3 protein-coding genes are annotated in these 13,960 nt (G+C 65.7%); 2 read left to right on the forward strand and 1 reads right to left on the reverse strand.

The annotated features are described in order from the left end of the window. Positions 1-112 precede the first annotated feature (112 nt). Positions 113-5,611: an alpha-2-macroglobulin family protein gene (locus tag FJ977_RS29490; RefSeq protein WP_140775725.1), complete on the reverse strand. Its 5,499-nt coding sequence runs from the start codon at positions 5,609-5,611 to the stop codon at positions 113-115. Positions 5,612-5,891: 280 nt separating this feature from the next. Here FJ977_RS29490 and FJ977_RS29495 point away from each other — a divergent pair, with 280 nt between their 5' ends. Continuing rightward, positions 5,892-7,820, forward strand: coding sequence for an autotransporter assembly complex family protein (locus FJ977_RS29495; protein ID WP_140775726.1), 1,929 nt, complete (start codon positions 5,892-5,894; stop codon positions 7,818-7,820). A gap of 1 nt (position 7,821) precedes the next feature. Then, positions 7,822-13,878, forward strand: coding sequence for a translocation/assembly module TamB domain-containing protein (locus FJ977_RS29500; RefSeq protein ID WP_140775727.1), 6,057 nt, complete (start codon positions 7,822-7,824; stop codon positions 13,876-13,878). Positions 13,879-13,960: the final 82 nt, after the last annotated feature.

The following is a 13,960-nucleotide window of genomic DNA, read 5'->3' on the forward strand; positions in this document are numbered from 1 at the left end:
CTGTCGCGGCGGTCGGCGCTAGCCCCTTTCTCCCCGTCACTATACGGGGAGAGATGCCCGGCAGGGCAATGAGGGGCAGCGCAAGCCTCACGTTCATATTCGCCAAGGCGCCTTAGGGCGCCTTGATCTCCATCATGCCGGTGGCGGTGCGGGCCGAATATTGCGGCCGGTACATGTCTTCCACCGTCGCCGCCGGATGGGCGTATGTGCCCGGCGTCACGGCGCGCACCACATAGGCAAGCGTCAGATTGTGGTCGTGATCGCCGTCGGCGGGGTTGAACGCCGCGACGAAACGGTCGTCGCGGAATTCGAGGTGCGCGGCGTCGGTCTGTGCCAGCCAGGAGAAGTTCGTCAATTGGGCGCTGGAGACCAGGCCCGGATTGTCGATCTCGAAACCGGCCGGCAACAGGTCGGTGACCAGCAGGCGCGACGGCCAGCTGTTCTGCTCGGTGACCTTGAGCACGACGACATAGCGCTCGTTCTGCGTTGCCTCCGTCACATTGGCTTCGGTGCCATCGAGCTTGTAGTAGGTACGGCTGATGGTGAAGCCGTCGCCGCCGGCCGGCAAGGGCTGGATCGGCGACGCCACGCTGGTGACGACGGCCTGCAGCGGGGTCTTGCCGGTGTTGGCGATTTCGATCGGGCTGTCGACCAGCTCGGAGCCGTTGACCTGGTCGGAATAGCCGCCCGAATGCGGCGCGCCATTGACGGAAAGCGTGATCGAGTCATTGCCCTCCTTCAGCGCGCGAGCCGCCAGCAGCATCCAGGAATCGTCCTGGGTGCTGGTCCAGCGGGCTTCGGCGCGTTCCCTGGTCACCAGCTTGATCAGCTCCGGCACGATCGTCGACACCGGCTTCGATTCCGCCGCCAGCGACAACATCGCCGCGCCGTCACGCAGCGCCGAGCCGTAGTCGGAGCGGTACCAGTCGTAGTCGCTGCTCGACTTGGCGAGCTGCAGCGCGGTCTTGAACGTCGCCTCCGAGCGCTGCGTGTCGCCATAGAGCGCAAGGCTCGCCGCCAGCTGGGCAACGGCCATCGGGCTCGAGAAGGCTTCGAGCTGGGTGTCGGCATAGTAGCGCAGGTCGCCGATCGAGGCCTTCTTGTTGCGGGCCAGAACGTAGAGGGCGTAGGCGATCTCGCTGCCACGGTCCTGTACGCTCTGGTCGTAGCCGAGCGAGTTCTGCAGATTGCTCAGCGCCTGGTTCATGGCCAGCGCCGGCACGTCGTATTTCTGCTCGCGCGCCCTGGTCAGGAACTCGCTGACATAGGCGTCGAGCCACAGATCGCCGGAGCCCGGACCCCACAGGCCGAAGCTGCCGCTCGAGGACTGATAACTCAGCACCTTGTAGATGGCATCCTGGATGCGGCCGTGAAGGTCGGGGTCGCTTTCCATGCCGATGCCCGAGGCCAGCTCATTGACATAGAGAAGCGGCATGGCGCGGCTGGTGGTCTGCTCGGCGCAGCCATAGGGGTAGCGGTCGAGCGTCATCAGGAGCGAGGGCACGTCGAAGGCGGCCGCCTGCGATACGCCGACGCTGACGGAAGCGCCGTCAAGCAGGCTTGCCGCCAGGAGTTCCTTGTCGACGCGCAGCGCGCCGCCATTGCCCTTGAGATCGACCACAAGGCGCGTGGTGACCGGCAATTGCGCCGGGCGCACCGGTACATAGAGCGTCTGCTCGACCTTGGTGCCGTCGGCATGCGCCAGCTTGATGGTCAGCGAGGCATTGCCCGGCGTCTTGGCGATCAGCGGGACGGTCAGCGTCTGGCGCTTGCCCTGGGCGAGCGTCAGCTTCTGGGGCAGGGGCTTCTCGCCCGTCGAGAGATCGCCTGTCGTGTCGATCGACAGCGCATAGTCACCGGCAGGGCCGTCGGTGTCGGCGACGTCGAGCCGCATGACGGCGTTGTCGCCGGGCGCCAGGAAGCGTGGCAGGCCGGCGGTGATCACCACGGGATCGCGCACGATCACATCGGACTGGGCATGGCCGACCGCTTCCTTGGTCCAGGCGACGGCCATGACGCGCACGGTGCCGTTGAACTGCGGGATGTCGAAGTCGATCCGTGCCTTGCCGTCGGCGTCGAGCTCGACCGGGCCGGAGAAGAAGGCGACCAGCTTTTCGGTCGGCGGGCTGCCTTGCGCCTGCATGTTGGCGCCGTCACCGCCGGTCCTGAGCTTGCCGGTGGTGCCGAGCGAGCCATCGATCAGGCGGCCATAGATGTCGCGGATCTCCATGCCCAGCATGCGCTGGCCAAAGAACCAGTTCTCCGGATCCGGCGCCTTGTAGTTGGTCAGGTTGAGGATGCCGACATCGACGGCGGCAACCATGACATAGGCGTTGGTGCCCGGCTGCACGCCGGCCACGGAAACCGGGATCGACAGCTGCTGGCGCGGCATCGTCTTGTCCGGCGGCGTCAAGGTGACGGCGAGCTTCTTCGAGCCCGGATCGACCGTCAGCCATTTCACGCCGATGGCGCGGGCCGGCATGCGCGTTTCCTGCGCATCGCCCGGCCGGAACAGGGTTGCCGTGACATAGGCGCCGGCGCCCCAATCGTCGCCAACCGGAATATCGACGGTGCTGCCGCCGGCCGGCACGGTCGCCGTGATGGTCTTCAAAAGCTTGTCGGAACCGATATTGACCAGAAGTTCGCCGGCAAAATGCGGCGAGACTTTCAGCTTGGCCACTTCGCCCGCGGCATAATTGTCCTTGTCGAGGGCGATCTCCAGTCCGTCAGGCGTTTCGGTGGTCGTCGAGGCTACATACCAGCCGGCGTCGAATTCATAGCTGGTCGCCGGTCCCTCGGGGTCCGAGGTTTCGACCTCGAGCCGGTACTGGCCCCAGTCGACCGGCACGGAGACGGTGGCATCGCCATCGGCGTTGAGGTCGATCTGGCCATTGGCGATCGACTTGGTGAAGGTAACCGGCTCGTAGTTCCACGAATTGTTGGAGCGGTACCACTGGTAATTGCGTTCGACCTTGACCAGCGTCCACTGCGCGCCTTTCAGCGCCTCGCGCTTGCCATCAGGGTCGACGGCGATCAGGCTGAACTTGGCCGTGCCGCCCTGCGGCACTTCACCATCGGCGAAGTCCGGTCTAATGCCGATCATATGGCCTTGCGGGCGGATGCCGATGTTGAGCGAGCGTTCGATGGCTCGGCCACCGGTTTCGCGCATGCGCACCGTCACCTTGCCGTCGACCAACTTGGTGGTCGAGGGCAACTGGTCAACGGAGATCGGGAAGGTCGCCTTGCCGTCATCGCCAACCACGGGCAGGTTGGTGAGCGGCGTTACCGTCGGCTCCGCCGACTGCTCGTCGGCGAGGCCGAAGGAAAAGTTGGGGAAGCGGTCCCAGTCGCGCGACGTCGACAGCGTCAACTCCCCTTCCAGCGCCAGGCCCGCCGCCGGCGCGCCATAGAGGAAGCGGCCGTCAATGTTGATGTTGGCGGTTTCGCCCCGCGCGATTTCCTGCTTGTCGGCCTTCATGTCGAATTCGATGCGATCCGGCACGAAATCCTCGACGAGGAACATCTGGCTGGCGACCGCCGGCTGCTTCGGGTCGGTGTAGATCGATACCGACCAGGTGCCGCGCATGGCGTTGGGTTCAAGCGGCAGGTCGACGGCATGGCCGCCGGCCGAGGCGCCGTCGCTGACGATGCGGCGGTCCTCGACGCCGTCGGGGCGAGAGAAGATGAAGGTGAGCGGCAGGTTCTCGACCGCCTTGGCGGCGCCATCGCGGGCTAGGGCCGCGACATGGACATCCTCGCCGGCACGGTAGATGCCACGCTCGGTCCAGGCATAGACGTCCAGCGCACCGGGCGCCGCGCGCCCGGTGACGCCGCGATCGGAGAGGTCGAAGCCGGCCTTGGACATGTCGAGGAAGACGAAATCATTGTCGCCCTGCTTGGCCATCAGCACGGCCGGCACCATGCCGCCGTCGCCACGCGTCAGGCCGGGATTGAAGACGGCGTGACCGTCGGCATCCGACGTCGCGGTGCCGAGAACCTCGTTGTTGCGGGCAACCAGCGTCAGCTCGGCGCCGGCGATCGGCTTGGCGGAACCCAGCGAACGGGCAAAGACGTTGAGCCCGTCCTGGCCGGTATAGGTCGACAGGCCGATGTCGGAGACGACGAACCACTGCGTGGCCATCGAATTGTAGTCGTCGCTCTTATCGTTGACGGCCTGGGCGGTCAGCACATAGACGCCGGGCTTGCGCTGCGGCAGCGCCTCGTCGACCGGGAAGGAGGTGGTGACCTCCTTGTTGAGGTCGTTGACGATGTCGAGCTGACCCTGCCAGACCGGCGCGCCCATCTGCTCGGAAATGTTGGAGATGTCATAGCCGTCGAGCTGGTGCAGGAATTGGTAGCCCGACAGAAGCTGCGCCAGCGACCGGTCGCCGATGCGGTAGAGCTTCATTTCGGCGGCGTTCATGTTGACGGTGACGACCGGAATGCCACGGCGTGCGCCGGCCGGCAGCACGAAGCTGTCGCCGGTGAAGCGGGCGGACGGGGCGCGATCCTGCACATAGATCGAAAGCACCACCGGAGCGGCGGTCACTTCGCCTATTGCCGCCGGCAGGCCGGCGCGGAAGGTCACGTCGTAATGCTGGCCGTGTTCGAGCCCTTCGACGCAGATCTGCTTGTCCTTGGCCTCGACGCCCTTCGGCGGCGCGTTGTCGACGGTGACGAACTGCGCATAGTCGACACCGGTCTTGACCAATTCCTCGGAGAATTGCGCGCAGATGCGCGGCGCGCTGGTGTCGGCATCGACGCTGTGGTCGATCACGCGGAAACCCTTGCGGGCTTTCAGATCGGCATAGTCGGCCTGGACGGCCGGCGACGTCACCAGCGCAAGGCTCGCCTCATAGGCCTGCAGCGCCGGCCGGTAGAGATCGCGCTTGTCGAGGCCGGCGCCGAGCAGCGCCAGCACGTCGGCGCGCGTCTTGGTGGTGCGCAAAAGCTTGTAGGCGTTGAAGGCGGCCGAAGTGGCGTTCATCGGCAAGGTAGACGCTTCGGAGGTGTTGGCGGCGGGCTGCACGGCCAGCGTTTCACGCGCCAGATTGAGCCAGAGCTTGCCGTCATCGGGCATCACCGAGGCCGCGGCCTCGTATTTCTGCATGGCGGAGCGATGGTCGCCGGTCTGCATGGCCTGCTCGGCCGAACTTATCAGGGCCGCCATGCCTTCGGTCGGCTTGTCATAGGCCGGGCCAAGCAGCCTGTTGCGGTATTGCTGCGCCTGATCGGCCATCCAGTTGGGGAAGAAGGCGAGTTCCGGCGGCGCGCCGATATCCGGATCGCCGTCAATGTTGACGATCTTGCCGGCAACTGCTCCGTTGAAGGGCTTCAGCTGGTTGTAGTCGGATTTGAGGAAGCACCATTTGGCCTTGGTGTTGTAGGTGAAGGCGCGGCAGGCCGGGTCGCCAAGGCATGTTGTCTTGCACTGGTCGAGGGTGACATTCTGGTCGGATCGCAGATCGAAGCCGAAATAATCGGAATTGTCTGATGTTGCGATTCGCCGGGCCTCGGCTGCTTGGGCGACGCCGTTCCAGGCCAAGGCATTGGCCCAGGCGAAGAAAAGAAGGACCAGAATCGACAGACCACGAGCCGTGCGCATTGCCATAACACCCTCCAGACAAGTGCAAACGTCCGGGCATGTTCAAGCTTCAGTCGAGCTTGTCAACGCGCGGACGCGGCAGGTTCCGCCTGCCAACGGTTTATTTTCCGGCCAAGGACCGGTATGCGGACAGTAACCTCCATAGGACAGGGGATCACGCTTTCTTGCGGAAACGCAGAAGGTGTGAATTCCAAGCCCGTCCTATTTCAGACAATTGGATTGTGGCCCCTTTACGTGCGCTTCAGAACTTCATTCCAATTTTAGTTTTGTAACCTAGGTTGTCGTAATGCCAGCGCATGAAAAGCAGATGTCAGGAGGGACCGCGCCAGGGCGCGTTCTTTCGCGCGCCCTGCTTTTGGCCATGATCTGCTCGACCGCGCTGGTCGTCGAATCAAGGTCCGCGGCTGCGTTCGAACTTTTCGGCATCAAGCTATGGGGGTCGTCCAACGACGAGGACGCCGACATTGTCGACCCGCTGCGCTATGCCGTGACCATCACGGCGCCCGATGCGGACAAGGATCTTGTCAAGAAACTCGAGAACGCCTCGGCACTGAAGGGCGACGAGGATCGGCCGGTCTCCGGCTCGCTCGGGCTGATGGCCAAGGCGCGCAGCGACCGCGAACAGCTGGTTGCCGCACTTTTCGCCGATGCCCGCTACGAAGGCGTGGTCACCATCACCATCGACGGCAAGCCGCTCGACGAATTACCGCCGGACGCCGAATTCAAGGGCCCGCAGCCGATTCCGGTGGCGATCAATATCGCGACCGGCCCCAAATTCACCCTCGGCGATATCAGGCTGCAAGGGGATGCGGCGGGGCTGATGAGCGCCGATTACGGCCTGATATCGGGCGGCGACGCCGGATCGGGCGCGGTGCTGAAGGCCGAGGCGCTGATCGTGCGCACGTTGAAAGAACAGGGCAGGCCGCTCGCCAAGGTCACCGACCGGCAGATCGTCGCCGACCATGCCACCTCGACACTCGACGTGACGCTGACCGTTGCGGCAGGCCCTGTCGCCGGCTATGGCGCGACCACGGTGGAAGGCACCGAGAAGGTCGACCGCGACTTCACCGAATACATGACCGGGCTGAAGCGCGGCCGGCAGTACTCACCGCAGGAGATCAGCGATGCGCGTGACAGGCTGCTGGCGCTCGAGGTTTTCAACAGCGTGACCTTCAAGGAAGCCGACAAGCTCGATGCCGACGGCAACATTCCGATCGGCGTCCAGGTCAGCGAGCGCAAGCCACGCTATTTCGGCCTGGGCGGGACCTTCTCGAACACAGAGGGGCTTGGGCTGGAAGGCTATTGGGGACACCGCAACCTGTTTGGTCACGCGGAAAAGCTGCGCATCGATGGCGCCATCAGCGGCATCGGCAGCAACAATCTGTCCGATCTGAACTACAATGCCGGCATCATGTTCGAGAAACCCGGCGTGATCGGGCCGGCGTCGAAATTCTTTGCCAGTGTGAAGACCGTACTCGAGCATCCCGACGCCTACGACCATTTCTCGGTCAAGGGCAGCACCGGCCTGTCCTATGAGCTCGACAAGAAGCAGACTGTCTCGGCGGAGGTTGCGCTCGACTATTCCAGGATCACGGATGCGTTCGGCAAGCACACCTACCTGATCGCCAGCGTTCCGCTGCAATATGTCTACGACAACAGGGATAGCAGGCTGAACCCGACCAGGGGCTTCCGGGTGCTGGCCTATGCCGAGCCGAGCTACGACATCATAAGCGGGGCCGCCTTCCTCAAGCTGAAGGGCGAGAGGTCGGCCTATCAGTCGCTGGATACGGCCTCGAAATTCGTGCTGGCCGAGCGCGTCGCCGTCGGCTCGATCGTCGGCACCGGGCTCGAGAACGTTCCGGCAGACCGGCGCTTCTATTCCGGCGGCGGCGGCTCGGTGCGCGGCTATGCCTATCAGGGCATCGGCCCGAAAGACTTCACCGGCCAGCCGATCGGCGGCCTGTCCTTCTTCGAGACCTCGGTCGAAATGCGCATCGCCGTCACCGACACGATCGGCATCGTGCCGTTCGTCGATGCCGGCACGGTGTCGACCAAGTCGGTGCCCAATTTCTCCGACGTCAAGGTCGGCGCCGGCGTCGGCCTGCGTTATGTGACGCCGTTCGGGCCGTTGCGCATCGATGCCGCCGTGCCGCTCAACCGCGATCCCAGTGATCCGCATTTCGGCATCTATGCCGGCATCGGGCAGGCGTTCTGACATGAAGACGTTCTGGCGCATTCTTCGCATTGTTTTTTACACGCTGCTGATCGTGGTCGCGGGCGCGATCGGCGCGCTCGTCGTCCTGACCAAGACCGAGCGCGGACGCGACAATCTCGCCGGCATCATTTCGCGGCTGGCATCGAGCGACGACCGCAAGGTCACGGTCAGCGGCATCGACGGCATCTGGTCGGGCGCGCTCAGTGTCGACCATGTCGTGCTGGAAGACCGCAACGGGGCCTGGCTGGTGGCGCGCAAGGTCGCCGTCGACTGGTCGCCGCTGGCGCTGCTGTCGAAAAGCTTCAGTGCCGACCGCATTGCGGCCGAGCGCATCGAATTGGCACGGCTGCCGGTGGCCGGCACGCAACAGCCGGCGCCGAGCGGCGGCACGACGACGCTGCCGGTTTCCATCGACATCAAGCAGATCGACCTGCCGGAAATCGCGCTTGGACAGCAGCTGGCCGGCAGCGGCGTCGCCGAACTCGCCGCCAAGGGAATGCTCAAGGCCGATGCGGCGCCGCTGGCGGTCGAGACCACGCTCAACGTCACCCGCCATGACGGCAAGCAAGGCAATGTCGATGCGAACATCCACTTTGCGCCAGCCGACAACAGGCTCGACCTCGAGCTCAAGGCTTCGGAGCCGGCAGGCGGTATCATCGCCAACCTGCTCAAGCTGCCCGATACGCCGCCGGTCGACATAACCGTCTCGGGCACGGGGCCGCTCGCCAACTGGAACGGCATTGCCACGTTTACGGTCGACGGCGAGATCGTCACTCAGCTGACGGGCCGCCACCAGTCTACCGACAAGGGCAGCCACGTCGAGGCCAAGGGTGACGGCGATTTTGCCCGCTTCGTGCCGGAGAACTTGAAGCCGCTGTTTGCCGGCAAGACCAGTTTCGATGTCGCGGGCACCGCGACATTGGCCGGCGGCATCAGTGTCGACCGGGCCAGCATCGAAAGCGATGCCGTGCATGGCACAGCGACCGGCATCGCCGATCCGGCCGGCGCCAGCGACCTGTCTGTGGAAATTGCCGCCAAGGGCGCGCCTGTGCAGATCACCGTGGGAAGTGCCGCGCAACCAATCACGCTGGCGATCAGGAACGCGACCGCGCGTGCGTTCGGCGACGGCAAGGCGCCGATCGTCGACATCGGTGCTTCGCTGGCTTCTGTAGTGGCGGGCGGCACGCAACTGAACGACCTTGCGGCGCAGATCCATTCCGATGGCTTCGACATCCAGAATCGGTCCGGGCCGGTCGCCGTCAAGCTGACGGCGGGCGGGCTGAAGACCGACGTGGCGACGCTGGCGCCGCTGGTCACCGGCAAGGTCGACGTCGATCTCGCAGGATCGCTGAGCAAGGATGCCATCATCATCGACCAGGGCACGCTGCGTTCCGATGCGCTCAATGCCTCCCTGACGATGACGGTGGCGCTCGCGGACCTGTCGATGCAGCTCAAGATGAATGCCGATGCGGTTTCGACCGCCTTGCCGCCGCAGATCAGCTCGGTGCTCGGCGAGCGCGTGAAATTCTCGGCCGCCGCGACGCGCGATCCGCAAGGGGCTTTCGCCGCCAATTCGATCTCATTGACCTCCGGGACGCTCAGCGCCAGCGGCACCGCCAGCGCGCAGGGTGCCGACATCCAGGCCGACATCAAGGGCACGCTCGGCGACGTTTCGGTGCTGTCGCCGATGGTCGGCGTGCCGGTTGCCGGCGGCGTCGATTTCGCGCTATCGGCCAGCGGCGTCAGGACGGCCCCGGATTTCACCGTCTCCGCCAATAGCGACAGCCTGACGGCCTCGGGCCGCACAGTGAAGGCGATCAAGCTGACGGCAAGCGGCAAGGCCGACATAGCGAGCCCTTCCGCCGATGTTTCGCTGACCGGCGCCGTCAACGATCAGCCGCTCGACGTCAAGGCGGCGCTGGTGACGAGCGAGGGCAAGCGGTCGATCAACGGCTTACTCGTCTCGCTGGGCGACAACAAGGTTTCGGGCGACCTGGCACTGGATGACAAGTTCATGCCCCTGGGCACGCTGACGCTGGCGGCACCCGCAATCGACCAGTTGGCGGCGCTTGCCGGGCAGGCGGTGACGGGTGATATCAACGGCACCATCAATTTCGCCAAGGACGGCGAGACGCCGTCGGTCACCATCGATGCCAGGAGCACCTCGATCGCGCGCGGCGAGATGACCGCCAAGGCGATCGCCGTCAACGCGCTGATCGCCAACTATCTCAAGGCGCCGGCGATCTCGGGCACCATCAAGGCTGACTCGGTCACGTCGGGCGCCACCGAGATCAGCGGCATCGGCGTCGACCTGAAGCGCGACGGCGACTGGACCAATTTCACCGGCGGCGCGACGATAGCGGGCATTCCGGCGACGGCGGCCGGCCGGGTCAAGATCGCCCAGGGCACCACCAGCGTCGAGATCGCCTCGGGCGAAGCGACGGTCCGCGGCATCAAGGCGGCAATCGCCCAACCCTCGACACTGACCATCGCCAATGGCACCACCAGCATCGAGAAGCTGGCGCTCGACATTGGCGGCGGTGCGGTGACGTTGTCGGGCAGCGCCGGCCAGACGCTCGATCTCGCCGCACAGTTCTCCGCACTGCCAGCGGCGCTTGCCAATGATTTTGCGCCCGGCCTCGATGCCGTGGGTACGCTCGGCGGCACGGCGCAGGTGACGGGAACGCCGGCCGCCCCGGACGTTCGGTTCAGCGCGCAGCTTGCCGGCGCCGAAACCAGCCAGACCCGCCAGGCCGGGCTTGGGCCCCTCGCGGTCGATGCGGCCGGCAGCTACACCCTGGCCGGCGGCGTCGCGCTCGACCATGCGACGCTGTCCGGCGACAAGATTTCCGGCACGGCCACCGGCACCATCAATCCGAACGGCGCCAGCGATTTTGCGCTGGATCTCACCTCATCCGGCCCCAGCCTGCCGCTGACCGTCGGCAACGCCGAGAGCCCTGTGAAGATCGAGGTCAAGTCCTTGTCGGCAAAGGTGGCGGGGGAGAGCACGCAAGCTCGCCTGGATGTCTCCGCGATCCTGCCTTCGGTCGTCACCAGCCCGGCGAAGGTGGACGGACTTGTCCTGGCGCTGCATTCCGATGCGTTCGATCTCAAGAACCGCGCCGGAGCGGTTTCCGGCACGGTGTCGGTGGACAAGGTCGGCCTCGACAACGCGGCGATCGCGCCGCTGATCGCCGGCAAGGTCACGGCCGCTCTCAATGCCCGGCTGAGCGCCGATTCCGTCGCGATCGACAGCGGCTCGCTGAAAAGCGATGCGCTCAACAGCCAGGTTGCCGGGCAGGTATCGCTGCGCGACGGCGCCATCGACCTCAAGCTCAATGCGGATGCTCCGTCATCGGCCTTGCCGGCCGCGGCGCGCGGCATGCTTGGTGAACGGGCGCAGATCAGCGCCACGCTGAAGCGCGATCCCAACGGCAGCATCAATGTCGATGGGCTGAAGCTGGTTTCCGGCGCGCTGACCGCCGGCGGGCAAGCGAGCCTTGCCGACAACAAGCTGGCCGCCGACATCAAAGGCGCGCTGAGCGACATCTCGCTGCTGTCCAAGGACGCCAAGGGCGCCATTGCCTTCGCGCTGAACGCCCAGGGGCCAGCCATCGCGCCTGATCTTTCGCTGACGGTCAACAGCGATAGGCTGCTGGTGGCGGAGCGCGAGATCACCGGGCTGAAGCTCATCGCCACCGGCAAGGCCGATGCCGCCAAACCGGCGGCGAATGTGCAGCTGACCGGCAATGTCGCGGGACAGGCCCTGCAGGGTAGCGCGGTGCTGGCGACGGCGGACGGCAAGAGCGCCATCAACGGCCTGCTCCTGTCGCTGGGCCAGAACAAGATCTCCGGCGATCTGGCGCTGGACGACAAGTTCGTGCCCGAAGGCACGATCTCGCTCGACCTGCCCGATATCGGCCCGCTCGCCGCGCTGGCGCTGGAAAAGGCCGAAGGCGACGTGCGTGGCACGATCGCCTTCACCAGGAATGGCGCCTCACCTCAGGTTGCCATCAAGGCGGCCACCGCCTCGATCACGCGCGGCGACCTGCAGGCGAAGGCCGTCTCCATCGACGCACTGATCGCCAACTATCTCGCCGCGCCGGTGATCTCGGGCAAGATCCGCGCCGACAGCGTCATATCAGGCGGCACCGTGATCAGCGGCATCGATGTCGATCTGAAGCGCGATGGCGATTGGACGGGCTTTTCCGGCGGCGCCACGGTCAAGGGCATTCCGGCCAAGGCCGCGGGCCGCGTGAAGGTTGCCAATGGCACGACCACGATCGAGCTCGCCTCGGGCCAGGCGACCATCCAGGGCATCAAGGCGGCGATCGCCCAGGCGTCGACCGTCAGCATCGCCAACGGCACGACGACGCTCGACCGGCTGGTGCTCAATCTCGGCGGCGGCACGGCGACGGTCACCGGCAAGATCGGGCAGGCGCTCGACATCAACGCGACGCTGGCGAAGATGCCGATGTCGCTCGCCAACAGTTTCTCGCCGGGCCTCGACGCGGCCGGTTCGATTTCAGGCACGGTGAAGGTGACCGGCGCGCCGGCCAGTCCGGCCGTGGCCTTCAACATCGATGCGACCGGCGTGCAGACGTCGCAGACCCGCGGCGCCGGCGTCGGCGCGGTAAGCGTTTCCTCGTCCGGCACTTTTGCCGGCAACAAGCTGACCTTCAACGCCAATGTCAGCGACGGAGCCGGCCTTGGCCTCAAGGGCGGCGGCACGGTGACGACGGCGGGCACGCCGGCGCTCGTGCTCGACTTCAATGGCGCCGTGCCATTCGGCCTCCTCAGCCAGAAGCTTGCCGCGCAGGGCCTGGCGCTGACAGGAACCGCCAACGTCAATGTCCAGGTGCGTGGCCCCGCGACGTCGCCCGTCATCGGCGGCACCGTCAGCACCTCGGGTGCGCGGCTCGTCGATGCGCGCTCGGGCCTGGCCGTCAACGATCTCACGGCCGACGTCTCGATCGGCGGCGGCGTCGCCAGGATCAACCGGTTGACCGGAACGCTGTCGACGCGCGGCAGCCTGTCGGCCAGCGGCACGGTCGGCATCGACCCGGCGCAAGGCTTCCCGGCCGACCTTTCGATCAAGCTGACCGACGGCCGCTATACGGATGGACGCGTTGTGACCGCCAATCTCGGCGGCGACCTGACGATCAAGGGGCCGCTGACATCGGCACCGGCGATTGCCGGTACCGTTAATCTCGCCAAGACCGTCATCACGGTTCCGGACAAATTGCCCGGCTCGCTCTCGGCGCTCGACGTCAAGCACAGGAACGCGCCAAGCGCCGTCAAGGCGCAGGACAAGGCACTGCGTCCGGCGACGACCAGCGGCAAGAGCGGCGGCAGCGGTCTCGCGCTCGATGTCACCGTCAACGCGCCGAACCAGATCTTCATCCAGGGCAGGGGCGTCGATGCCGAACTCGGCGGTTCGCTCCGCCTGACCGGCCCGGCCTCGTCACCGCAGGCGGTCGGCACCTTCACCCTGCAGCGCGGCCGGCTGTCGATCCTGGGCAAGCGGCTGACCTTCACCGAGGGCACGGTCGGCTTCTCGGGTTCGCTGGTGCCCTATCTCAACCTGACGGCGACCACGACGACGACCGGCGCCACCGTCACCATCGTGGTGTCGGGCGAGGCGACCAATCCGAAATTCACCTTCTCCTCGGTGCCGGCGCTGCCCGAGGACGAGGTGCTGGCGCAACTGATCTTCGGCCGGTCCATGTCGAACCTGTCGCCGCTGCAGATCGCGCAGCTTGCCGAAGCCGCCGCGCAGCTTGCCGGCGTCGGCGGCTCGACCTCGCTGCTCGAAAACCTGCGCAGCGCCATCGGCGTCGACGATCTCGATGTGACCACGGACAGCCAGGGCGGGACGGCGGTCTCGGCCGGCAAATACCTGAACGACCGCACCTATGTGACCATCCAGAAGGGCGACAAGCCGGGTTCGGGCAAGGCGACCATCGACCTCAATGTCGGGCGTGGCGTCAAGTTGCGCGGCGAGGCGACGGACGCCGGCGAGGCCAAGGGCGGCATCTTCTACGAGAAGGAATATTGAGAGGCTGGCCCTCACCATGGCCACGACTGGCGCTGTCGTAACCAGCGCCAATGTCTCAATTTAATCGACCGAGGAGATTTAG

It is taken from the genome of Mesorhizobium sp. B2-1-3A, assembly GCF_006442655.1.
Taxonomy (GTDB): domain Bacteria; phylum Pseudomonadota; class Alphaproteobacteria; order Rhizobiales; family Rhizobiaceae; genus Mesorhizobium.